Origin of the sequence: Marasmitruncus massiliensis (assembly GCF_900186535.1) — a bacterium.
Classification (GTDB): Bacteria; Bacillota; Clostridia; order Oscillospirales; family Ruminococcaceae; genus Anaerotruncus; species Anaerotruncus massiliensis_A.
The window spans coordinates 599321-622564 of the sequence record NZ_FYDE01000005.1 but is presented as its reverse complement, the minus strand read 5'-3'; the positions used below and the strand labels follow the sequence as shown (position 1 = coordinate 622564).

The following is a 23244-nucleotide window of genomic DNA, read 5'->3' as shown; positions in this document are numbered from 1 at the left end:
TTTTCTTCTTACTGCGTGAAATAATTTACATTGGATAAGCTTCATGTTCTAGTACTTTAGGATCATGCCCTGGAAGGATGGTGCATCCAGACGCTATTACCCGATTCAAGCTATCATAGTATTCAAACAGATTTGTATGCAGTCCATTAACGATCATCGGATCATGCTCAATACAGGCATACAGCCCAATTAAATCACCGACAATAATATAAGGCCCTTTTTCAGTTTCAACAATGACCGATTGACTTCCGGGGCTGTGTCCAGGTGTTTCTATTACGGAAATTCCTTCAAGGATTTGCGTTGCCCCATCCAGCACACAGTATTGAGTTTGAAAAATCAGTTTATAGTTGTATGCATTTTTCTGAATGGCAAGTGGAGCCACCGCATATTCGAGTTCTTTTCGCTGCGTATAAAACACGGCGTTTTGAAACAGCCGGTTATTCCCTGCATGATCCCAGTGTAAATGTGTCATAACAACGATTTGAATATCTTCTGGTATTACTTCATGTCTTGCGAGCTGCGTAATAATATCCTGCCCGCTTTCCTGCATATATGGCATATAATGAATCCCATCCGCAGCTGTTCCTCCGGTATCAACCAGAATATTGCTTTTTCCGTCCGTAATCAGCCATGCAATCAAGGGAATATCTATTTTCTTGCCGGGCTCGCACATATACATCATGTTTGTATTATCACGGTTGATCGTTCCAAGATGCAGCGGATAGATTTTGTAATTCCTCATTATTTTCACCGCTTCTAGTTGATTTTGCGTTCTGGCCGGCGTTTGAATGCGCCGGCCAGAACGCCTCATTCCAACAATACTTTTTATTTTAAGATCAGTACAGCATGTCGGCCAGTTCATCCAGGTTATCCAGCGTTTCCAGACGACTGCACAGATCAATGATCTTTTCGACCTTGTAAGAGCCCATCTCATGGCCGGCCATGAAGCGGAACTTCTCAACTGCCTCGTCCCAGCAAACCGGGTTTTCAGGATCGCCTTTCGGATACTCGATGTGCGTGATCTCTTTAGAACCGTCTTTCATGGTGACTTCAACCGTGCAGGGATAATACTTCGGATAAACCTTTTCAATTTCAGGGTCGAGCATCCAGGTGACCTTCTTCGCCAGACCGAGCACCTCAGGATCACGGATCGACTCATTGGTATAATCATCGATATTCTCGTGCCCCTTGACCATGCCACAGGCAATCGCATACGGCAGCGAGAACTGCGCGTCAACAACCGTTTTCGGATCGGCCTTGGTTTCGGTGGGAATCGTCAGCACTTTGATGGAATACTTGTTGACACGCGCCAGAACAGACTCGACATTTTTGTAATCAATCCCACGTTTGTACAGTTCTACGCCGGCATCCGCCAGAGGGGCGGAGAAGCGGCAGCAGGCATGGACTTTGATCGAGGTATCCGCCATTTCCCAGCGTTTTCCGAACTCGCCGCTGACCTTTTCATAATTGTAAATATCTTTGTAAGAATAGGCGCGGATGAAACCGTCCTGGCCATCCCAAACAGTAGTGGGAGCGGTGTAACCGTTCTTGGCCATCAGTGCGCTGATAACGCCGCACATCGCGGGATGCCCCGCCTGATAACGTTTGGACCAGGTACCTTGTGCTTTCCATTCCAGCAAACCCGCCGCCTGACTGCCCGCCAATCCCAGCGCGTAGGTGATCTTTTCTTCATCCAGTCCCAACAGCTTAGCCGCGCCGCCGGTCGCGCCGAATACGCCGCAGGTTCCGGTGGGATGGAAGCCCTGATAATAGGTTTGTCCTTCAAAGGATTCACCCAGGCGAATGGTGATTTCCGAGCCGTAAGCGAATGCGGTGATTACATCTTTGCCGCTCTTTTTAAAGCGTTCTGCCAGTGCCAGAACTGCCGGGAAAACGACGACCGACGGATGCTGGATACCATAACGGTGGTCGTCGTCCATATCGAATGCATGGCCGAATGTACCGTTGATCAATGCCGCCATCTGCGCCGAGGTTTTGTAATTGCATCCTACCGCCGTGCTGGTGGGGGTTCCCCCCAGATCTTTCGCAGTCTCCAATACAATCTCGCTGGACTCAATATGGCGGGAAGCAATGATGTTTCCAAGCAGGTCGAGAATAAACATCTTGGAATTGTTGACGACTCGCTCCGGAAGATCCTCAAATTTCAAATTTGCGCCGATCGCTGCAACTTGCTGGGATAAAGACTTTTCCATAATGCACTGCTCCTTTTTTCATTTCCATATTGGCTTCGTGATGCCGCTATGTTATGCCAATATAATGAGCAATTAACGTGCCAAATTGGGACAATGCATTTTGCCTATATACTCTTTTGGATGCTCCCACAAATTGACTTGACAGCATTTGTCAGGTTTTACTACGTTTAGATCAAATTTTACTGTATTCCTCCTGAAAACATATTTTTACAGACCCACCTTGATGATACATTTCCGCTTAACTGTTTCACTGTTCTTCAAAGAAGTGTTACATATGAAACAATTTTCGGTTTCACATGTAACGCTTCTTGCCTTATTGCTCACATTTTAGTATACTATTATCAAAATATTTAAACGGATTACTGACTATATTATCAAACTTTTTCCTTCCTGTAAATTGACAAATCAGGAAATATAGGAGGAACTTGAAATGCGCTGTAAAATTGGAGTTTTAAGCGTCGGCCTTTTAAAGCAGTCCCTTTCGGATGAGATTGACGCTATGAATCTCCCGGCGGACTTTTTATATTCGGATACGATGCTGACCGACGATATGGAATTGCCGCGTGAAGTGCGCAATGCGGATGTATTCCTTTCCAGCGGCCAACTGGCCAAGATTTTACGAGCCAAAACGGATCGCCCGATCATTACTATCGAGCCAAGCATCTATGACATTCTCTTGGCCTACAGCACCGCGGTCTCTTATGACTCAAAACCGGTCATTATCTTTCCGCTCAAACGTTCCACCCCCATGATCGACCATATCCGCAACATTCTTGCATTCGATATCATTTCCAGCTGGTATGACGAGGTGGATGCCATCGACCGTATGATCAGTTCCTACAAGGCCCGCGGATGCAAATGCATTATTGGCAGCGGCCTGGTATGTGAAAAGGCACAGGCTGCCGGGCTGAAAAGTATTTTTTTATATCCCAAGGAATCGCTGCGCTCATTTATCAAGCTTGCTTATGATATGGGCGTATCAATCTGTGAAAAAGCCGCAGAGAACCAGCGTATGGCGAGCGTAATCTCCCATTCGCACAGCGGCATCATCTTTACTGATGAAACAGGCATCATCTCCATCTGCAATCCAATCGCGCAGCAGATTCTTTTTCAAAAAGGGAAAAGTGTGGTTGGCACAAAAATATTCGAGCTGTTAAATGAGAAGGCTCTGCAAAATGTTTACGAAAAAAAAGAACCTGTCAATCATCTGATCTGTTCGCTTGGAGAAGTAACATGTATTCTATCTGCGGTTCCGATCCTTCGCAGGGGAAACCTCTGCAATGTTATGCTGACAATCGATAATATCAAGTCTATCCAGAATCAGGAATATCACATCCGAAGTTCTCTGGCGCAAAGAGGCTTTTCTGCACATAAATATTTTAAAGATTACAATTCCAACAGTCCCTTGTTTAATCAAATGATTGAAACGGCAAAAAAATTTGCGCAGAGCAATGACAATATCATTATTTTGGGAGAAACCGGGACAGGTAAAGAAGTCCTCGCACAATCCATCCACAATTACAGCCCCCGCGCCAAACGGCCCTTTGTGGCAGTAAACTGTTCCGCGATCAGCGAGGCTCTGCTCGAAAGCGAGTTGTTCGGTTATGATGAGGGTGCGTTCACCGGTGCAAAAAAGGGCGGAAAACAAGGCTACTTTGAAATGGCACATACCGGAACAATCTTTCTGGACGAAATCAGTGAATTAAGCATGTCTTTGCAAAGCAAGCTGTTGCGTGTGATACAGGAGATGCAAGTGATTCACGTCGGCGGAAGCCGGGTGATTGATCTGGATATCCGCATTATCGCCGCAACCAATCAGGATCTGTGGATACTGGTGCAGCAGAAAAAGTTTCGTGAGGATCTCTACTACCGCTTAAACGTGCTAGAGTTGAATCTTCCTCCATTGCGCGACCGTGTTGAGGACATTTACCCATTATTTCTGAATTTTGTCTCCAAGCAGAGCCCATCCATTGTGATGCATCTGAACATGATCTCCAAACAATTGATTCAGGCGCTGTGTTCATACAGTTGGCCCGGCAACATCCGAGAATTGGAAAACTTTTCAAAAATAATATGCGTTACTTGCGACCTGACCCAGCCCAATGAAGAAATTTATCTGCAAATCGCAAAAGAACTCGAAAAGCGGCGGCGTAGGCTTATGGTACAGTCCCCTTTGGAAAATGGAGAATCTGTATTTATGCCGAAAACAGTCAAACTTACCGAAACGGAGGAAGATCGCATTCGAAAAGCTTTGGCCACGACTGATGGAAATTACACCCGCGCTGCCGAACTGCTTGGAATCAGCCGGGTCACGCTATGGCGCAAAATTAAACTTTTTCAGGGCGTTTGAAAAATCAATATTTCATAGAATTCCGAAACCGTATTCTATAATAATATCACAAACGCCTCCTCTGCTGCTTATTCCTGATAATCTGTCGCTTAGAACAAGAATAGGAATGGCCTTCAATTTTTCTATATAACATTATAAAGGCACTCACAACAATAAAACATCTATGAGGGAACTGGGCATATTGAGCCATTTCCCTCATCAATTAATAAAGAAAAATTTAATTATGGTTTGGGTTTTAACTAAGGCAATACTGCACAAAAACAGAGTGTTATATCTGCCATGGATATGGTAAAATAAGAGCATGGATAAACAAATGAGCCTGTCCAGTTTGAGCGACGAATTGGCCTAGATACGGACAAAGAAAAAAGAATTTCTGGTGCAGATTGAACAGCTCATTCCGTGGGGCGAATGGGAAACGATCATCAGACTGTGCTACTATAAAGGAAAACGTGGAAACAAGCCCTATGATCCGGATACGCATCAGGTGAAAAAGGGCAATACATGGCATTTCGGGTATAAGACACATATCGGTGCAGATAAAGACAGCGGACTGGTTTATACGCTGAAAGTGACTTTCGCTAATGTCCACGATGTTTCGGTTGTCTCTGAGCTGTTAACCGGAAGTGAAGAATCCGCCTACGGCGACAGTGGCTATCTCGGCGCTAAAAAACGCGGGGACGCTGTTGTGTACAATGATCAGGGCAAGAAAATCAAATACCGGATCAACCGCCGTCCATCTCAGCTCCGAAAGCTGAGTCCCAGCAAACAATATACGGCCAGAAAAGCAGAGCACTGGAAATTATCCGTCCGGGCAAAAGTGGAGCATGTCTTTGGCGTAGTCAAGAAATTGCTCTGATACCGAAAAACACGATACCGAGGTCTGTCAAAACAAATCGCTAAATTGAATATCATGTTCGCACTGGCGAATTTAATCTTGACTGACAGGCTCTGCTTGCTGGTCTGATTTAGTTTGCCTGTGCAACCAAAAGAGAACCTATCCTGCGCTGTTCGCTGTTTTCGGCGGGCCGCGCAGCCCTTTTTATGCTGTTGTGCGATGCTACCTTAAAAATCAGCTCTGTCCATTAAGAAATTTGATCGGAATTCTCTTGTTCGTAATATCAATTAAGCCTTCGTCCTTCATTCGTTTCAGCTCCCGAAAAAATGAGGGGCGCTGTACACCGAAATAGTTGGCAAGCTGTTTTTTTGTTACGGGCAACAACACGGATTTCGACTTCTGCTGAGTGGAAAGAGCCAGAAAATAGTCCATTAGATTATCTCACCAATCTTCAAATCGTCATCCTGTTCGATCTGTTCACTTTTGTCACCGCCTTCATGGCGTTGCTGCTCCTGATTCGGATTTCACAGGCTGGGGGCGGAGAAATGGCTCTCGGCATGATCAACACGGTTACAGGATTGCCGCCATACTGGTAAGCGTTCCGGTGACATTGCTTCCCGTGCCAAAAAGCCGGGTACGGGTGATTCTGAACGCCCTGTTGTTTTCCATGAGCATGGAGAATGTATTAAAGAATATAAACCTATTTTCCAGAGGTCCTCAATGAATCCAATCGGACCTCGCGAACGTTATTTAATAGCAGTTCATCGAAAATCAATAGTTTAAAATATGTATATATAAATAGTTTAAATTATTTAAACTTTACTTTTTTAAGCGACATGTATATCATGAACTGTGTAAATTGCACAAGTCAATCGCTTGCATGCACTTTATAAAGTTGAAGGAGGAAAATAGCATGAAAAAACTAATCAGTCTTTCATTAACAACTTTGTTGTTGGCATCAACTGTTGCCTGCAGCAGTACCGCTCCGGATAATAAAGGGGCTGCTGCTTCCAATCCCACTATTTCCAACTCCGCGGCTTCCAGCTCTGAGACGGAATCGACCGGATGGAAACCAGAGAAAGATATTAATGTCGTGGTTGCCTATAAGGCCGGTTCAGGCACCGATACCGGAGCCCGGATTCTATGCGCGGCAGCAGAAAAGTACACTGGGAAAACACTGGTAGTTGTCAATAAAGAAGGCGCCGACGGCAAAATCGGTTATACTGAACTTGCAAATGCTAAACCTGATGGCTATACAATTGGATTTATTAATCTGCCTACCTATGCAAGCCTTGCAACAGAGGACAACTCTCCCTTTAAAGAGGACAGCATTACACCAATCTGCAATCATCTGGCTGAGCCATCCTGCGTTGTAGTGCGCAAAGATAGTCAATTCAATACAATTGAAGATCTGGTTAAATACTGTCAGGAACATCCCAATGAAATAAAATGCTCCACAAACGGAGAAAAAGCCTCCAACCATATTGGAATTCAGCTGCTTGCCAAAATGGCAAATTTTGAGGTTACCAATGTTCCTTACGGCGGCACAGCCGACCAGCTGCTTGCTTTACGTCAGGGTGAAGTTGATATTTCTGTACCCAAGGTCGGCGATGTTTCCAGCCTGATCGGAGAAAACGGCGAATTGAAGATGCTGGCAACTTATACAGAAAAACGTCTTGATGATTATCCGGATGTTCCGACCCTTAAGGAAAAGGGATACGATCTGATCTATGGTTCTTACCGCGCTCTGGTCGGCCCGAAAGGAATGCCTCAGGAAATGGTCGACTTTTATGCGAAAGCATTCAAAGATGCAATGGAAGATCCGGATAATGTTGAAAAGTCCAAGAATGCGGGTCTTACCATCAATTACATGGATCCGGAGGAACTTAAAACCTTTATCCATTCCCAATTTGATTTCGTCAATACAATTTTACCGGACTTATTTTAAATAATGAGTTAAATGGAAAAGGAAAGGTGCCATCTGCATCTGCAATGACACCTTTCCTTTATCACGCATTAGGAGCGGTCTTTCATGAAAAAAAGTGATATTAGCGTAATTGTTGTGATCTATGTGATCACATTTATATTCTTTGTTTCCACGCTGGCTTTCCCTTCTGACGCGCAGATTTACCCGATGATCGTCATGGCGATTTTAGCACTCCTGAATACGTTATACCTCATACAGTGTGTAATGAAGTTCGCAAAAGTAAAGAAAATCACAAACGATTACCCCATCATTTTTGCGTCATTTCAGCACAAGCAGTTTTTTGTTGTGCTGGGTCTTTGCATCCTGTACATTGTCTTGATGTCGATACTGGGTTTTTATTCCGCAACATTCCTTTATATGTTGGGCACCATGGCATTCTTAAAAGTATCCAAAAAGCCTCTTATCATAACATTAGTATGTTTTATGGCAATGGTATATGCAACATTCACGCTGTTTCTGAATGTTCCGCTGCCAACCGGAATTCTCATGTGAAGGAGTGATTGAAATGGCAACAGAAATTATCAATGGTTTTCTAAATGCATTGGCTCCCATCAATATTCTGGCAATGATTCTCAGCACGGCAGGCGGCATTATTATTGGTGCCATGCCGGGACTTTCTGCCGCAATGGGAGTTGCGTTGCTGATTCCGCTGACCTTTGGCATGCCGGCAAGCACCGGATTAATCGTGCTGGGGGGTATGTACTGCGGCGCTATTTTCGGTGGTTCGATTTCCGCAATATTAATACATACGCCAGGAACTCCAGCGTCTGCCGCTACTGCAATCGACGGTTATCAGCTGACATTGCAGGGAAAAGCAGGAAAGGCTCTCGGTACCGCTGTAATAGCATCTGGTATCGGAGGTTTGCTGAGTTGTATATCTGTATACTTTTTTGCTCCCGTTCTGGCCAAGCTTGCTATGGCGTTTGGCTCACCGGAATATTTTTGGCTCTCGCTGTTTGGTCTTACAATTATTGCGGGCGTCAGCACGAACTCTATATTAAAAGGCCTCATGTCAGGCGCATTGGGGCTACTCTTTGCCTGTATCGGCATGGATCCTATGGATGGGGTTATGCGCTATACGTTGGGCAGTGCTTCTCTCTATTCCGGTCTGCCCTTTACCGCGACACTGATTGGTTTGTTTTCCATGTCGCAAGTATTAATCCTTGCCGAACGCAAAATCCGTAAACAAGGAAATATGATCGAATTTGACGACCGCGTCATGCTTAGCAGAAAAGAACTGAAACTGATCAGCCCTACAATTATTCGTTCGTGGATTATAGGTAATTTAATTGGGATTCTCCCGGGTGCCGGAGCCAGCATTGCCTCCTTCCTCGGCTATAATGAAGCGCGCCAGTTTTCCAAGCATAAGGAGGACTTCGGGCACGGCAGTATTGAAGGCATTGCCGGATCAGAAGCAGCAAACAACGCCGTTACCGGTGGCTCGCTGATACCGACTCTTACGCTGGGAATCCCCGGAGAAAGTGTAACGGCAGTATTAATGGGCGGACTGCTGATTCAAGGCATGCAGCCGGGCCCCGATCTCTTCAACAAATATGCAGACGTAACCTATACTTTTTTTGCCGGCTTCGTACTGGTACAGATTGTCATGACAGCATTGGGCTTGTTTGGTTCGCGTTGGTTTGCCAAGGTTTCCCGTTTGTCCGACAGCATCCTGATTCCCGCAATATTTGCATTAAGCGTTGTAGGTTCCTATGCAATCCGCAACAATATGGTTGATGTAATTGTCATGTTGCTATTTGGTATCATTGGCTACTTTGTTAAAAAATTTGATCTTAATCCTGCCGCCATTGTTCTGGCATTGATTCTCGGCCCGACGGGGGAAAGCGGATTAAGACGTTCTCTGGCGCTCAGCGGCGGCAACCCGATGGTCTTGTGCTCCAGCGTTGTCAGCATTGTATTAATCATTTTGTGCATATTCGGAATTTTCAGTCCTATTTTCATGAAGAAATTTGAAAAGCAGGCCCTCGGAGAGGATGCAGCGGCTGACTGCATATCCAGCAACTAAATGATTCAAAGGCATAGCAAAAGGAGTAGCAAACCATGCCATTTCAAAACATTCTGAATCAATTAAACCGTTGGGGACACATTGCAATCATTTTTCGGCTGACGTTTGCGCTGGTTGCAGGCATGACAATCGGCATCGATCGTGAAATGAAGCGACGGGGGGCAGGTATCAAGACGCATGTTTTGGTATGTCTGGGTTCTGCGCTGGTTATTATGACTTCTGAGTTCATTTATCGCCGTTTTGGCGGTGGTACAGATCTTTCTCGTTTAGGTGCGCAGGTGATCAGTGGGGTTGGTTTCCTGGGAGTCGGAACGATTATGGTAACCGGCCGGAATCAAGTTCGCGGCCTTACTACCGCTGCTGGGCTATGGGCGTGTGCCTGCATCGGATTGGCCATTGGAATCGGCTTTATTGAAGGTGCCGTCATTTGCCTGCTGCTGGTTCTATTGACACTTAAGCTGATTACAAAGCTGGATGTCGAAATATACCAGCACTCAAAGGTGTTCGATCTTTATCTGGAATTTGATACCAGCAAAAATGTATCGGTTTTTGTGCGGGAAATGCGGCAAAGAAATATTAAAATTCAAAATATGGAGTTGAATAAGCCTCAGTTGAAAGGAGGAGGCCCTACCGCTCTTATCACGCTCGAAACCCCAAACGGGCGCCCCTATATTCTTAACACCTTACACGAACTTAAATGTGTTCAGTTCGTAGAAGAATTATAGATAACTAAGTAAAGGCATTTCGGAACTGCCGGTCGGCGGTTTCGAATGCCTTTTGCCTGCATTCTATCCGAAAATTTCATCAAACGCGCTGATTGACTCATTTGATTTTTTCATTAGTTCATTGCTGTCTAGCGGCATTCTTGGATAATCGGGGGAAGCCTCCCGCACGGGAATCATATGATGATCGGTCAAGATCTTTTGGCCATCTTCAGACAGAATATAATCATACAACAGTCTACTGTTTTGTTCGTTCAACCCCCCGTTTGAAATCAGCGCAACCGGGCTGATCGTTGTAATGCGGCAGTTTTCCTGTAAGGGCTGAAAAGCAACATGCGCACCCTGCGCGGATAGTTCCTCTGTCATATGGCTTAACATAACCCCAAGTTTGAAATCTCCCTTTGCAACAGCAGAATGTGTGGCCGCTGTATTGCATTCCAATGTTATCTGGTTGTCATGGAGCTTTTTAAAATAAGCAGGCCCATATTGTTCACTTTGCATCAAACTGCTTACCGCATACATGGTTGATCCGGAAGAGCCGGGGTCGGTCATGGCAATCTGCCCGCGCCATTTTCTGTCTGTTAATTCCTCCCATGTTTTCGGGGCATCATTTCCTGCCAACTCGTCCGTGTTGTATCCGATACCAACCGTTACAAGGGCGGTTCCGGCAAAAAAACCGTCGGGATCAAGAAAAGCAGGCGAAATCGATTCCGACTCCGGCGATGCGTATTTTTGAAGGATGCCGTCAGATTTTAACCAGAGGCAGTCTGCGGCATCGCAGAGCCAGACGATGTCGGCACCGATCTGGCCTGATTGCCTTTCTGTGGCAATTTTTGTAAGTATTTTCGGAGTGCTTGCAAAGTAATACTCCATTGTCAGGCCTGTGTTCTTTGATTCAACCCCTTTTTTGATGTCCAGAAGAATTTCTTCCTGCATTGACGAATACAGCCTCACTGTTTTTAATGTATTTTGCGGTGCTTCTGTTGAAATAAACTGGACGGTCGAAGAGATGCATCCAGTCTGCGATATCATAAGGATCATTGTTATAAGCAAACTTTTTATGATATGTTTCACGTTACTTTCACCTGCATTTTTTCTGTTTATACCATTTTAATATTTCTATCAGAGAAAGTAAAGCAAACGCATCATTTTAAAGATACACCTGATATGCTATAATAAAAAATTAGTTGTCTTAGAAAGCGAGCTGTATGTATACAATGCAAACGGTAAATCGGAAGAAGAGGCGCGGTGTGCTGTATTTGCGGCGTTGGCTGAGTATATCAATTGTAATATTGTCTATCTCATTCTCCATCCTGTTTTCCCTTTACCATGTGTTCCAGTCAATTACACTGCAAGCGGTTGCCCAGTTGAATAAAGAGTTTTCCGCTCAGGTTGATACGATTTCAAATTCCTTGCAGGCAACTCTTTGCAGTTTTAGTATGCAGGTATTTTATTCCTCTGCCGCGACAAAATTGAGACAAAACAGATTGTTGAGTCATAATGACCGCGTATTTGCTTTGCGCGAACTCAGTTCCTATATGAGTTCCTGTGTCTTTGCCGATTGTATCACGGTTTATGACGAAAAAAATCAATATATTTATACAACCTCAAGCAAGAATATCAGTGCGCCTGCGGATCAGTTTTACGACATTGAGACGGCACAACTTTTTTTTAACCGAACTGCGGAAAACCGTCTCCGCCCCATTTGGAGACCGCTGCCCAGCAATGAAAACGCTTCTGTGAAAGGCTGCTATTCCTTTATGTTTTACGAATTGGATAATAACGGGAATCCCGGCGACAGCGCAATTATGATTAACATTCCTTTTGATTGGTATGTATCGCAGCTTTTAGGGTTCGATTCAACTGACTCATACGTTATTATGGATCATAATGGCGGTTTGGTCGCGGCAAAGTCGGAAGACAGGGCAGTGCAGGCCGCTGTTTTTTGGAACCGTATGAATGAAAGTGCTCAAAACGGTGATGAAAGCGGATATCTGATCGGAAAAGGTCATGGAACAGATCGAATGGTGTGTTTATATACACGAATGAAAAGCAACAACTGGTCTTGCATCCGTGTGCTTACATACGACGATTGTTTGCCGGGCCTTGTTTCACTGCGTAATAAAGCACTGTCTATACTTACAGTAATCCTTGTTTTTTTTGTTGTGGGGATTTTAGCTGTGCTGATCTATATTTACTTTCCTTTCCGCGAAATGATTTCTTCACTCAGACTCGTTCAGGGAGGAACTGATTCATCTGTTGCTGCAAAGGAGACTTCCATATCAGTATCAGATCAGATGGATCAACTGATAGAAAGCTCTTTAAAATTGAGACAGGAACGAGCATTGATTTCGTTGCTGAACGGAAAGTCTGTATCTCTCCAGATAAAACCGGATACTAAAATGGCGCTGGTGCTGGCAGAATGCGCAGACTCAAATAATTTGCGTTCCTTCCTTTTGTCATTGCAAATCAATGCTGTCATAACAACAATCGGCGGCGCCCAGGCGATTCTTCTTATTGACCTTCCGGTCCCAGTCACACCGTGCTCCTTGTGCATCGAGCTGTCATCCTACTTTAACTGCATCTGCTACTACAGTAAAATTATCGAAAACCCTGATCGTATTTATTTTCACTATAATAACTTACTGGAATTGCGGAAACTTCATTTTTTATTCCCCGGACAACGTGTCATTTTTGAAAAGATGATAGAAAACCGGAATAAAGTGTCCGGATTTGCAGAAAAGGATGCTGTCGCATTGACAAACGCCCTGCACGCCGGAAATTTAAAAGAAGCTATTGATACCTATCATGCAATTTTTGAATCTATAAAATGTGATCGCTACTCAGACCTTTGCCTGGCCTTGAATAAGCTGCAACAACTTTCTATAGAAATGATGAGAAAGCTAGATTTGGGTTGCATGGAACAGACACCGATTGAAGACCGCTTGCACGATATTAAAAGCAGCGACCAGCTTCATCAGTATTTCAGAGAATTGTTTGAGAAGATTGCGGATTTGCAAACAGCACAAAAACAGCAAAAGATGCAATTGATTGCCCAGCAGATTGTACGGCGCATCGAATCCAGCTTTGATGACCCTAAGCTTTCCGCCCAGGAGATTGCCGAAAAAATGGGGATGTCAACCACCTATCTTGGCAGGATATTTCGTGCGATCAACGGGAAAGCAATCAGCGATTATATTAATGAGGTACGCATTAAGCACGCGAAAGACTTATTAATTGACACTGATCAAACAGTAACGGGAATTGTGCGTTCAATCGGTTATGAAAATCCAAAGTATTTTTTTGTTCTATTTAAGCGTGCAACCGGGCTAACCCCGCTGCAATACCGCGCCGCCCATCTCAGGAATGGCAAAGCCGAAAATGAAATATAAAATTCTGACAGAAAAAACAACGGAGATTAATCGGTGTTTTCCAAGCGAAACAGCGGCTGCCCCTTGATTAGTTCAACAAGGAACTTTTCGGCTTCCAAACTGCCTTGGTTTTTACGGCAGACCAAGATGTTACGGCGGTATAATGCGGAGTCAAGCCGGAAAATGCGTATGTTTTCAATTCCCTGCGTATAAAGGGTGGGCACAAAAATAATACCTGCGCCTTCCGAAACTATTACCAGAGGCGAGGTTATTGTTGAGTTCACAGATATAATTAGGCTTGCCGGTTTCATCCACCTTATAGTCGTCATGGTAGTACTTCGGGCAAGAGAATCGTCGAAGTAGAAGAAACAAGTAGTACATGCGGGATACTAGTAAAAAATCAAAGCTGTTGTTCAGGTTGATGATCGGCGAGGTGAGAATATTGACTTGGAACCGCCTTATGGCTACAGAAAAGGCCTCGGTAATCCAAAATGGATTGTCCAAAATGAAGATACCAGATCAACGGCATAGGACATCCCCCCTGAATATCAATAAGCCTTACGATTGGTGTGGCAGGATAATTGCTGATATGCTGGAACATGAGAAATACATCGGTCAACCGTAAATTGCAGGGCGTATACCCCCTCTTTCAAGAGTAAAAAGCAAAGACCAATCCGCCCGGAAAAGTGGCTAAGGTGATAACTCTGCATCAAATCGTACCGGCGGATATCCAGCGTATCATAAAGGAAGCAAAACAGCACAGAGTCTTGGTTCGATTCAGGTTATCACAAATCCGCAAGGTCAAGTTGTCACGATTATAACACATTAGGTTAAGGCGTTTTTTATGGAAAGATATGAGAATCTACTCAAGTTATGTCATCGATATCATAGTAATGAATTTAATGTTATAGAGTTTCGAAAACGGCTCGGAACTGTTCTTTTGCCTCATAATGTAGAGGATGAAACTATAGAAAAAATATATGATGACACGCTAATTTGACTTGATAGTATTGAATATCTTTATGATGCTATGAGTTTAAAAAAGTTTATAGACCCGCTTACGGGTAGCAAGACTTTAAAGGTATAAAATAGCCCCTTGAGAGATGGCCTGAAAAAGTCGATGCGTTGGTCAAATCTTTTAGGCGCCTCTTAAGAGGGTGATCGGTATTATGCCCTTCCAGGGCTTAGCCAAGCTCCCGGCTTGCCGGGGGTCAAAACTCTTGAAGCGCAGTGTAAAGTTGCGCTGATTTGTTCTACTCATTCGTCATCCACAAGGATGCTGAAACGCTTGAGAATATCAGCTTTATCCGCGGCGGCCTTAATGGGACTGTAGTTGTGGTTGACGTTCAGCTCTGAAAGTCTGTTGCCATCCTGCGGTGCAATACAGTCGTTGCGGACTGCTACGCAGTTCGCCAGCTCCACCAAAGCATCAAGGGCTCTTTTGCTAATGCAAAAGTCAATAAATTTTTGAGCGGCAATGTTTTTTTCGGAGCCTGAAACAACAGACACGGGGCAGATTGACCATCCGGCACCTTCATAGACGGTGCTTTTTAACGGGTAGCCGGAGATATTGACAATCAGCTGATCTGCTAAGAAATTGACGCAAATCAGGTATTCCCCAAGGCCCGCTTTTTCTGCTGCAGTATAGCCGCTGATGGTATATTGGCCGACCTGCTCGTTAAAAGCCCTGATATATTTCCAGCCTTCCTCCGTTCCCATCAGCTGAAGCACAGAAGAAATAAACGTGTAGCCGGTCCCGGAGGTCGATGGGTCGGGAGTGATAATTTCACCCCTCAAGGCCGGATTCAACAAGTCTTGCAGGGTGGTAGGGATTTTTTCTCCAGGGTACTCCTTCTCCCATCGTTCCGTATTCACGCCGATTGAAAGGGTCTCGATATACTGAGCTTTCCAGACACCGTCAGGGTCAATATATTCGACAGGAAGCTCATTTTCCACCGGGGAGTGGTAAGCGGCCAGAATACCCTGATATTTCAGGCTTTCATGGGCATCAACCGTACCCCCTATGTAGACGTTAAAAGTTGGATTGTCTTTTTCAGCCGTCAGTTTGGTAACCCCTTCACCGGTAGGGATACGCAGGTAGGAGACAGTGCAGCCGCTCTCGGTCTCAAACATCTCGGCTAATCGTCTGACCATGTCCTCGTGGTAAGAGCCCAGTATGTTTAAGTGCATACCAGACAGAGCATTAACGCCATTACGATCAGCATTCGAGGAAGGCGTCGTGGAAACGTTGTTCCAAGTAGTTGCCGAAGACGCTGAACTGCAGCCGCATCCAATCAGGAGCGTAAATGTGAGCAACAGTGAAACTGCTTTTTTCATATGGCACTCCCCCTATCAAATCGCTAAACTTATGCAGAAGAGCCCCGATTGCCCATAGGCGTTTACTGAGAACGGCAAACTGCGCGTATTTACCTCTGCCGCAGTATAGAGTGGATTGACTGCAAGTCCCCGAGCAGATGCATGTCGCTTCCTACGGAATGATCCACGTCGTACACAGCCAACAGCCCGTTTGCATATACCGCGATGTAGATCTGCGGTATTTGTCTGGGCTTATTTTCCGTCTGGGTATCATCCGTGTAAATTTCTATCTGGCACAGGGCATTCCCTTTTCCTCTGAGCACTTCAGACAGTTGATCATTGTCACGCAGAAGCTTACACGCCAGAATCTCCTCCTTCAGCTGTTTTTTGGCAGTCGTGGAAAGATTGATTCTCGAGGAATCGGTGCGGAGCACGATGCGCGTATACCGGTCGATCAGACTGCTTAAATTCTCCGGCGTGTAAAACGCTTCGCACAGTTCCTGTGCAAGAAACGAAGCCTCCAGCTGTGTATTCGCGTCACCGTAGGTAATTCCGTCAACAACCACGCTGTCAAAGATACTGAAGTGAATGTTGGGTCGATCCAGAAAATTGATTGTGCCGCTTAACTCGCGGTTTCGTATCCGCCCCTGGCTCTTATCTTCCTTCTCTACAAAGGGGAGACGGGTCAGCAGGTCGTAACAGGCGAGAACCTTATCCGGCTGTTCAATAATCACCGATCCCCACACAGGATCCAGCAATGTCAGAGATTCAGGCACAGCCTGATGTGACAGCTGCTGGACATAGGAGGCATCTTCAATCGTGTGCAGTTTATTATAAGGAAGCCCTGAAGTCAATACAATGATCACTGTGCCAACAACCGTGAGCGAAGGTAGCAGCCAAATAACTTTCAGAAGAGATCCCTTTCGAGGCTGTTCCTCATTTTTACGAAAGTGATTCATATGATCCTTCTTCCCGTCAAGATGATTGCTTGGGGAAATCCAAAACAAATTCCGCGCCCCGATTCTCGTTTGGTTTGCTTAGCCGGATAGAACCGCCCATACGCCGCATGAAACTGTCGCAGACGGACAGCCCCAATCCATTTCCGGCAGTGGCTGAACTGCGGTAAAATGCCTTGAAAATATAGGGCGCGTCTTCCGCTGAAATCCCGCTCCCATTATCCCGGATATGCAGGCAAATCCTTCCGTCCTTTTCCTCGCCGCACCAGAAACAGATCTGTGAACAGCCGCTGTGCAGAATCGCATTATCTAAAAGCGCAAGCACAACTTCCTGCGACAGGGTACGGTCCGCGATCAGCTTTAAATCTTCCGGCACCCGGTTTTCTACCGTGATGCCGCACTTCAGCAATCTGGGCTTAAGCAGGTTGACACTTTCCCCGATCAATTCATGCAGTGAAAAGGAGGAAGTCTGCAACGGGTACCACAGCGTTTGCGAGCGGGATTCCTCAAGCACGGTCTCAATGGAATGCAGCAGCGTCTCCCCCGCTTCTTCAATGATGAACGCGTCCTCGCATACCTGGTCGTTATCCGAATTGAGCTGAATCATCTGGGAATATCCAATAATGGATGTCAGTGGAGTTTTAAGCTGATGTGTGGTGTTGTTGAAAAACTGCTTCAACTGCTGCTGCTGGGTACCCAGAATCGTGATATATTCGTTCAGACGTTCACTCATCAGGTTGAAAGCACTGCTAAGCTCATCCATTTCGGCATTGTCGACCGGGGGTATGCGCTGCTGAAGGTCGCCCTCCTTCATATGGTTCACCTTGTCACGCAGCGCATACAGCGGCCACGTGATTTCACGCGCCAGCAGGAACCCCACTACAAAAATCAACACAAAAGCCGCGGCAGTGAGTCCGCACAGAATGGCTCCCATCCTCCATAGCTCCTGATACTGCTCCGCCATTGGATACAGAAATCGAATGACGCCTGCGGTTTCACCGTCCGCAGTATAGATTGGACTGGAAAAGGAAAGGACAACGCCGTCTTTTCGAGTGACAAACATATAGGACTTGCTCTTGAAGGCCTGCCAGATGTCCTGACTCAGAAAGGCCGGCTCCTTTCGTCTTGCCGAGCTGGCGAGCATGCCGGAATTGGAATAAATCTCCACATCCAGCCCGGCGGCATCTGCCATATGGGATGCAAAATAGGGGGCGATTTTACGCAGATAGGTACCGCTGTCCGTTTCGGTGTTCTGCGAAAAATAGCGCATGGCGTAAAGTTGGGAATTGTAGCTCTTGTCGAGCATTGCCTCCACGGCGGAATCATGCATCTGACGAAAGAAGCTGACCAGCATGATTACACTAAGCAGCACAATAATTGGGGAAACAGCGCACAGATTAACAAGCACAAACTGCGAGCGAAGCTTCTTTCGTCTGAGTGAATGTTCGGTCATTCCTACTCCACCACCTCAAACTTGTAACCCACGCCGTAAAGAGTGTGTATGTAACTGTCGCAGGGCTTAATCTTGCTGCGCAGCCGTTTGATGAGAATGTCCACCGCGCGGGTATTCCCCATATAGTCAAACCCCCATATTTCGTTGAGCAGCTGGTCCCTAGAATAGACGCGGGCGTAGTTATAGGCCAGAAGATAGATGGTGTCAAATTCTTTATAGGTAAGCACCCGCTCTTTCCCGTCCACGAAAACCTTGCGCAGCACCGGGTGTATTTCCATGCTGCCATACCGGATCGTCTGTCCGCTGCATTCATGCGAAGAACGGGTCTGATGCATGCGCCGCCACAGCGCTTTGACCTTTAAAACGAGTTCCTTGGTATTGAAAGGCTTTGTAATGTAATCATCCGCCCCCAGTTCAAGGCCTAAAAGCCGGTTGGTCAGCTTGTCCTGAGCCGAAATAAAAATGACGGGTTTTGCGCTGTCATACTCATGAATCTGCTCCAATACGCCGTAGCCGTCAATATCGGGCAGCATGATATCCAGCAGAATGATGTCCGGGTTCACCTTTCTCAGCATTTGGAGAGCCTCCGCACCGTTATATGCGCAGAACGCCTCGTAGCCCTCCATCTCAAGACTTCTTTGAATCAGATTTACAATATCTTTTTCGTCATCAACGATTAATAATTTCATAATCATGCCCATTCTTTCGATGCGAGCTAAACACTTGCCCGGTTTGGAAAACCCAACACTATTTTGGCATCATAAATTTTCCCGCCGCTTCAGGAGATATCCGCATTATGCTTTCCTTTATTTCAGGATACCATATCAGGTGTTTAGAATCAATCTCCTGCCCCGATAAGAATCCGCGCGGCAACAGCACTTCATTCCTGACAGTTAGATGGAACATGCACAAAGTTTCTGCGCGACTTTTGCCGCGCAGAAACTTATTTGCCGCTATGCCCTGATATTAACCGCTAATGGAGGTATAGAGGTCATTCCAGTGTTTCAGGATATTCTCCTTGTTTTCAGTCAGCCACTGATTGTCGCGGATAACCCAACTGATCTCACTGTCGGCCGGCAGATAGGGGCTCTTATAAGATGCGTTGGGGTTTGTGAAACGCAGAGTACCGAGAGCATTGCCCAGATAGGTCTGCCCCTCGGGGCTCATCAGATAGTTTACCATTGCTTTTGCGGCTTCCATGTGCGGAGCATTTTTAATAACGGCACAGCCGAAGGCAAATCCGGAAGCGCCCTCTTTGGGGTAAACCATTTTCACATTTTTAGCGCCCGATTTCAACAGTGTGGAAGCGCCGTCCTCATAAGTAAGCCCTACAACGTACTCCCCGTCAGCGACCGATTTAAAGCAGACAGAAGAGGACGTGGAAATAACGAGGTCGTTGCGGAGCAGGTTTTCGAGATGGCTCCAGGATTTGTCGCTGTCCTGACCGTAGACTGTCATAATGTTTGCGACATTGTTCCATGCGGCGGAAGAGGAGTTCGGATCGGAAAGAACAATTTTGCCTTTCAATGCGGGGTTGAACAGATCTTCATACCCGGTGATGTTAAGCCCCAGCTCCTTTTCAAGATCTGTATTGACGCAGAGAACTACGGTGGAAAGATGGTCCAAATTATAGAATCCGTTTGGTGATTTGTACGCGTCAGGGAGATCCTTGTCGTAATCGCTCACCCAGTGTTCAAAAATATTGGAATGAACGTCACCGTCACCGGAGTTCAGGCCGCCCCACATGATATCGCCCTGAGGGGCATTGGCTTCCGCGGCGATACGTGCGGTAAGCTCACCGGCCGAGCCGTTGACTACTTCAATGTTGATGTCGGGATATACAGAATTGAATCCATCGATCAGGTTGTTCAGGTCATTTTCAGTCATGGAAGAGTATAGAACCAGCGAATCGCCGAGATCAGCGCTTTCTTCGCTGCTTGCTTCAAAGGCCGCACTGCTTGCCGGAGCAGGGCTGGCCGGTGCGGACGGAGCGGCTGTGCTCCCTCCTCCGCAGGCGGCAAGCGATAAGAGCAGGGATACGCTTAACAGGGCTGTAATGAATTTTTTCATATTCTCTCTTACTCCTTTTGTATTATATTGTTTCCGCCCGGCAAAACTGCCGCACGGCGGATAACCCGCTAGAGCTGAATGTCCTCGGATTTGCTTACTGCCAGATAGATGAGCAGCGACACACTGGTCAGTACGGTCAGCACGGCTGAAAACGCGGCTGCCAGGCCGTAATTGCCGCGGGATATCGCCACATAGGCTGACATAGTCAGCGTGATATTCCGGTTGTTATACAGGATGATGGCGCTTGAAAGCTCTGTTACAATGGAAACCCAGCTTAAAATAGCGCCTGAAATAATACCGCTGGACATCATGGGGACCGTAATTCTTGAAAATGTTTTCATTTTAGAAGCCCCCAGGCTGATAGATGCCTCTTCAATGCTCATCGGAATCTGCATCAGTGTGGCAGTGGCCGAACGGATGGTATAAGGCATCCTGCGTATTACCAGCGCCAGAATCATGATGATCATGGTGCCGGTGAGAGCAAGCGGTTTTTTGCCGAAAGCGATGACAAGGGCTATACCGATTACCGAGCCCGGCATGATGTATGGCAGCATGGACATGGTGTCGATTGTGTTGCTGACGAAACTGGCGCGGCGCACTACAAGGTAAGCGATCAGTATTGCAAAAACAATAATAATGGCCAGTGAGCCGATTCCCATCACAATGGTGTTCTTAACTGAGCGGCCCAGCAGCTTTTTAACAGCCATTTCGTAGCTCGCCAGCGAATACCCTTCCAGAAAAACCCCCTGATTGCTGTTGCGGAACGACAGATAAATGATATACAGCTGAGGCAGGAAGGCAACTGCCGCCAGCAGATAGCAATATACATGCATTAGCACGCCGATTACCCCGGCTGGCTCTTTCTTTTCCACCGGATGAAGCGCATTGATGGAGAAGTTGAACTTGCTGGTGGCATACTTTTGGAGAAAGAACACCAGCGCTGTTACAAAGATAGCAATTACACTGATTGCCGCCGCAAAATTATGGTTGCCGCCGCCCTCGCCCAGATACTGGTTGTAGATTTCCACCGGGAAGGTGCGATAGCCTTCGCCAATCAGCAGCGGTGTGCCGAAATCGGCAAAAGCCCGCATGAATACCACCAGGGCCGCCGCGAGAATCGTCGGCATCGACAGCCCCAAAATGATCCGGAAAAAGCGTTTTACGCCTGTGCAGCCCATATTCGCTGATGCTTCCAGCAGGGAATTGTCGATGTTTTTGAAAGCGCCGTTCATATATACAAACACGAGCGGAAACAGCTTGAGCGCCTGCACGAGCAAAATGCCGCCAAACCCGTAAATGCTGCCGATATTGATGCCCAGACTGTTTTTCAAAAACTGAGTAATCACCCCGGAACGCCCCAAAAGAAGAATCCATGAGTAAGCGCCAATAAATGGAGCAGACATGCAGCATAGAATGCTGACAACAAACAGTGTTTTTGCCCCCTTGAGACGGTAGAAGGTGTAGAAATAGGAAAAAGGAATTCCAATCAGCAGTGTGGCCGCTGTAATGGCAATGGAAACCTTAAAGCTGTTCAGGATGGTTTTACTGTAATAAGGCTGGGAGAAAAATTTCGTAAATTCCGAGATGGTAAACTCCCCGCCGGGATTTATGATCGACTCTTTGAGGATTCCAAACAGCGGATATAGCAGAAATAAAGCGAAAAACAGCAGGAAGAATCCGCTGACGGTTGTCCAGACATCGGGTTTTTTGCGTGTTTTTACCACCATAGCCTTATCCCTCCTCGCGTGTCTGCGTCTCAATGTCATTTTGAACGCCGATCAGGATATTGGCGGATCCATCTTCTGTAAACAGGTTTACCTTTTGTGTATTGATCATCAGGCGGATTACAGAACCGTTTGGTATGATGCTATCAATGGTTGATTCCTGAATGGACTCCACCTCAGTGCCATCTTCAAGATGCATAAAATAGTGTGTATTCAACCCGAGGAACACACTGTCATCCACAGTGGCCTTGATTCCATCGCCTTCGCCCTTTTGCATGAGCAATTCTTCCGGCCTGACCGAAATCGTGATTTTCTGGTTTCCTAGATACTCCGGGCGGATGTTCAGCATCGGCACTTCAAAAGAATTCAGCTTTATGTACGGGATTTCATCCTTTACCATAAGTTCGCCTTTCAGCACATTGGAACGCCCGATAAAAGTGGAAACGAACAGATTGGCCGGGCGCTGGTAGATATCCTTGGGCGTACCGACATGCTGTATCACGCCGCCGTTCATAACAGCAATACGGTCAGAAACCGCCATAGCCTCCTCCTGGTCGTGTGTGACATAAACGGTGGTAATCCCTACGCTTTTCTGGATATTTTTGATCACCGTGCGCATTTCTACACGCAGCTTTGCATCCAGGTTGGACAGTGGTTCATCCATCAGCAGCACGTCGGGATGGATCACAAGTGCTCTTGCAAGCGCTACACGCTGCTGCTGACCGCCGGACAGCCTGTCGGGCATACGATCGGCGTACTGATCCACATGCACCAGCCCGAGAAATTCGTCTGTCAGCTTCTTCACTTCGGCCGGCGGTATCTTCCGGTTTGTGAGCCCATAAGCAACATTTTTGCGAACCGTCATATTTGGGAAGATGGCGTAATTCTGAAACACCATGCCGATATTGCGTTTTCCGGGGTCCATATGATTGATAAGGGTATCGTTAAAATAAAACTGCCCCCCTTCAATCGAGTTAAAGCCCGCTATCATGCGCAGCAGGGTCGTTTTTCCGCATCCGGAGGGCCCAAGCAGGGTGAAAAATTCTCCTTCCCGGATATTGAGGTTTAAATCTGGGATCACGACAACCTCTCCAAACTGTTTCCTTGCGTTTTTGATATTGATGCGTACGCTCACATGTACTCTCCTCTCATCTGACTATTGATCATATCCTCACGGTAAGAACTTCAGTACAAATGACAAACAGTTACATCCGAATCCGT

At 46.3% G+C, this 23244-nt stretch carries 18 protein-coding genes and 1 pseudogene; 8 read left to right on the top strand and 11 right to left on the bottom strand.

What is annotated here, in order from left to right:
- Nucleotides 1-25: 25 nt before the first annotated feature.
- Together C1A10_RS11045 and C1A10_RS11040 are read right to left on the bottom strand one after the other, a co-directional pair.
- Nucleotides 26-862: an N-acyl homoserine lactonase family protein gene (locus tag C1A10_RS11045; protein WP_180951100.1), complete on the bottom strand. Its 837-nt coding sequence runs from the start codon at nucleotides 860-862 to the stop codon at nucleotides 26-28.
- Complete coding sequence (locus C1A10_RS11040) at nucleotides 837-2213, bottom strand: MmgE/PrpD family protein (RefSeq protein ID WP_101910314.1); 1377 nt, start codon at nucleotides 2211-2213, stop codon at nucleotides 837-839. Before C1A10_RS11040 ends, C1A10_RS11045 begins: the two co-directional genes overlap by 26 nt.
- Nucleotides 2214-2643: 430 nt before the next feature.
- Here C1A10_RS11040 and C1A10_RS11035 point away from each other — a divergent pair, with 430 nt between their 5' ends.
- Nucleotides 2644-4563, top strand: a complete 1920-nt coding sequence (locus C1A10_RS11035) for a sigma 54-interacting transcriptional regulator (RefSeq protein ID WP_101910313.1) — start codon at nucleotides 2644-2646, stop codon at nucleotides 4561-4563.
- A gap of 349 nt (nucleotides 4564-4912) precedes the next feature.
- A pseudogene (locus C1A10_RS11030) lies at nucleotides 4913-5527 on the top strand (IS5 family transposase).
- A 105-nt stretch (nucleotides 5528-5632) separates the two neighbouring features.
- On the opposite strand, the gene C1A10_RS18980 reads toward C1A10_RS11030, so the two are convergent.
- The gene (locus C1A10_RS18980) at nucleotides 5633-5830 is read right to left on the bottom strand and encodes a helix-turn-helix domain-containing protein (protein WP_101910312.1); all 198 of its coding nucleotides are present in this window, start codon (nucleotides 5828-5830) and stop codon (nucleotides 5633-5635) included.
- On the opposite strand from C1A10_RS18980, the gene C1A10_RS18500 reads away from it, so the two are divergent.
- From C1A10_RS18500 to C1A10_RS11005, 5 genes are all read left to right on the top strand, one after another.
- Nucleotides 5767-5994: a hypothetical protein gene (locus tag C1A10_RS18500; RefSeq protein WP_180951231.1), complete on the top strand. Its 228-nt coding sequence runs from the start codon at nucleotides 5767-5769 to the stop codon at nucleotides 5992-5994. The genes C1A10_RS18980 and C1A10_RS18500 overlap by 64 nt on opposite strands.
- Before the next feature lie 317 nt (nucleotides 5995-6311).
- Nucleotides 6312-7346, top strand: coding sequence for a tripartite tricarboxylate transporter substrate binding protein (locus C1A10_RS11020; protein ID WP_101910311.1), 1035 nt, complete (start codon nucleotides 6312-6314; stop codon nucleotides 7344-7346).
- Nucleotides 7347-7430: 84 nt separating this feature from the next.
- Nucleotides 7431-7877, top strand: a complete 447-nt coding sequence (locus C1A10_RS11015; protein WP_101910310.1) for a tripartite tricarboxylate transporter TctB family protein — start codon at nucleotides 7431-7433, stop codon at nucleotides 7875-7877.
- Nucleotides 7878-7890: 13 nt separating this feature from the next.
- Nucleotides 7891-9411, top strand: a complete 1521-nt coding sequence (locus C1A10_RS11010; protein WP_101910309.1) for a tripartite tricarboxylate transporter permease — start codon at nucleotides 7891-7893, stop codon at nucleotides 9409-9411.
- A 35-nt stretch (nucleotides 9412-9446) separates the two neighbouring features.
- Entirely contained in the window at nucleotides 9447-10136 is a 690-nt protein-coding gene (locus C1A10_RS11005; RefSeq protein WP_101910308.1) for an MgtC/SapB family protein, read from the top strand.
- 63 nt (nucleotides 10137-10199) lie between these two features.
- On the opposite strand, the gene C1A10_RS11000 is transcribed toward C1A10_RS11005, so the two are convergent.
- A complete protein-coding gene (locus C1A10_RS11000; protein ID WP_180951099.1) occupies nucleotides 10200-11069 on the bottom strand; it encodes an extracellular solute-binding protein in 870 nt (289 codons plus the stop codon).
- Between the two features lie 314 nt (nucleotides 11070-11383).
- Here C1A10_RS11000 and C1A10_RS10995 point away from each other — a divergent pair, with 314 nt between their 5' ends.
- Complete coding sequence (locus C1A10_RS10995; RefSeq protein ID WP_180951098.1) at nucleotides 11384-13525, top strand: helix-turn-helix domain-containing protein; 2142 nt, start codon at nucleotides 11384-11386, stop codon at nucleotides 13523-13525.
- A 1236-nt stretch (nucleotides 13526-14761) separates the two neighbouring features.
- Here the strand turns inward: C1A10_RS10995 and C1A10_RS10980 are convergent.
- The 7 genes from C1A10_RS10980 to C1A10_RS10950 all read right to left on the bottom strand — a co-directional run bounded on the left by C1A10_RS10980 (nucleotide 14762) and on the right by C1A10_RS10950 (nucleotide 23158).
- On the bottom strand, nucleotides 14762-15841 hold the full coding sequence (locus tag C1A10_RS10980) for an ABC transporter substrate-binding protein (RefSeq protein ID WP_101910303.1): 1080 nt from the start codon (nucleotides 15839-15841) through the stop codon (nucleotides 14762-14764).
- A gap of 89 nt (nucleotides 15842-15930) precedes the next feature.
- Nucleotides 15931-16779: a DUF3919 family protein gene (locus C1A10_RS10975; RefSeq protein WP_101910302.1), complete on the bottom strand. Its 849-nt coding sequence runs from the start codon at nucleotides 16777-16779 to the stop codon at nucleotides 15931-15933.
- Between the two features lie 16 nt (nucleotides 16780-16795).
- Nucleotides 16796-18229: a HAMP domain-containing sensor histidine kinase gene (locus C1A10_RS10970; RefSeq protein ID WP_101910301.1), complete on the bottom strand. Its 1434-nt coding sequence runs from the start codon at nucleotides 18227-18229 to the stop codon at nucleotides 16796-16798.
- A 2-nt stretch (nucleotides 18230-18231) separates the two neighbouring features.
- On the bottom strand, nucleotides 18232-18918 hold the full coding sequence (locus C1A10_RS10965; RefSeq protein WP_101910300.1) for a response regulator transcription factor: 687 nt from the start codon (nucleotides 18916-18918) through the stop codon (nucleotides 18232-18234).
- A gap of 277 nt (nucleotides 18919-19195) precedes the next feature.
- Nucleotides 19196-20299: an extracellular solute-binding protein gene (locus C1A10_RS10960; RefSeq protein WP_101910299.1), complete on the bottom strand. Its 1104-nt coding sequence runs from the start codon at nucleotides 20297-20299 to the stop codon at nucleotides 19196-19198.
- A gap of 68 nt (nucleotides 20300-20367) precedes the next feature.
- Nucleotides 20368-22026, bottom strand: coding sequence for an ABC transporter permease (locus tag C1A10_RS10955; protein ID WP_101910298.1), 1659 nt, complete (start codon nucleotides 22024-22026; stop codon nucleotides 20368-20370).
- Between the two features lie 4 nt (nucleotides 22027-22030).
- Nucleotides 22031-23158 carry an ABC transporter ATP-binding protein gene (locus C1A10_RS10950; RefSeq protein ID WP_101910297.1) on the bottom strand — a complete coding sequence of 376 codons (1128 nt, stop codon included), beginning with the start codon at nucleotides 23156-23158 and terminating at the stop codon, nucleotides 22031-22033.
- Nucleotides 23159-23244 lie beyond the last annotated feature (86 nt).

What these genes read in the sequence shown, in the direction of transcription:
- C1A10_RS11045 (WP_180951100.1), bottom strand. Translation starts at nt 862, where the DNA reads ATGAACTGGCCGACATGCTGTACTGATCTTAAAATAAAAAGTATTGTT.
- C1A10_RS11040 (WP_101910314.1), bottom strand. Translation starts at nt 2,213, where the DNA reads ATGGAAAAGTCTTTATCCCAGCAAGTTGCAGCGATCGGCGCAAATTTG.
- C1A10_RS11035 (WP_101910313.1), top strand. Translation starts at nt 2,644, where the DNA reads ATGCGCTGTAAAATTGGAGTTTTAAGCGTCGGCCTTTTAAAGCAGTCC.
- C1A10_RS18980 (WP_101910312.1), bottom strand. Translation starts at nt 5,830, where the DNA reads ATGGACTATTTTCTGGCTCTTTCCACTCAGCAGAAGTCGAAATCCGTG.
- C1A10_RS11020 (WP_101910311.1), top strand. Translation starts at nt 6,312, where the DNA reads ATGAAAAAACTAATCAGTCTTTCATTAACAACTTTGTTGTTGGCATCA.
- C1A10_RS11015 (WP_101910310.1), top strand. Translation starts at nt 7,431, where the DNA reads ATGAAAAAAAGTGATATTAGCGTAATTGTTGTGATCTATGTGATCACA.
- C1A10_RS11010 (WP_101910309.1), top strand. Translation starts at nt 7,891, where the DNA reads ATGGCAACAGAAATTATCAATGGTTTTCTAAATGCATTGGCTCCCATC.
- C1A10_RS11005 (WP_101910308.1), top strand. Translation starts at nt 9,447, where the DNA reads ATGCCATTTCAAAACATTCTGAATCAATTAAACCGTTGGGGACACATT.
- C1A10_RS11000 (WP_180951099.1), bottom strand. Translation starts at nt 11,069, where the DNA reads ATGCAGGAAGAAATTCTTCTGGACATCAAAAAAGGGGTTGAATCAAAG.
- C1A10_RS10980 (WP_101910303.1), bottom strand. Translation starts at nt 15,841, where the DNA reads ATGAAAAAAGCAGTTTCACTGTTGCTCACATTTACGCTCCTGATTGGA.
- C1A10_RS10975 (WP_101910302.1), bottom strand. Translation starts at nt 16,779, where the DNA reads ATGAATCACTTTCGTAAAAATGAGGAACAGCCTCGAAAGGGATCTCTT.
- C1A10_RS10970 (WP_101910301.1), bottom strand. Translation starts at nt 18,229, where the DNA reads ATGACCGAACATTCACTCAGACGAAAGAAGCTTCGCTCGCAGTTTGTG.
- C1A10_RS10965 (WP_101910300.1), bottom strand. Translation starts at nt 18,918, where the DNA reads ATGAAATTATTAATCGTTGATGACGAAAAAGATATTGTAAATCTGATT.
- C1A10_RS10960 (WP_101910299.1), bottom strand. Translation starts at nt 20,299, where the DNA reads ATGAAAAAATTCATTACAGCCCTGTTAAGCGTATCCCTGCTCTTATCG.
- C1A10_RS10955 (WP_101910298.1), bottom strand. Translation starts at nt 22,026, where the DNA reads ATGGTGGTAAAAACACGCAAAAAACCCGATGTCTGGACAACCGTCAGC.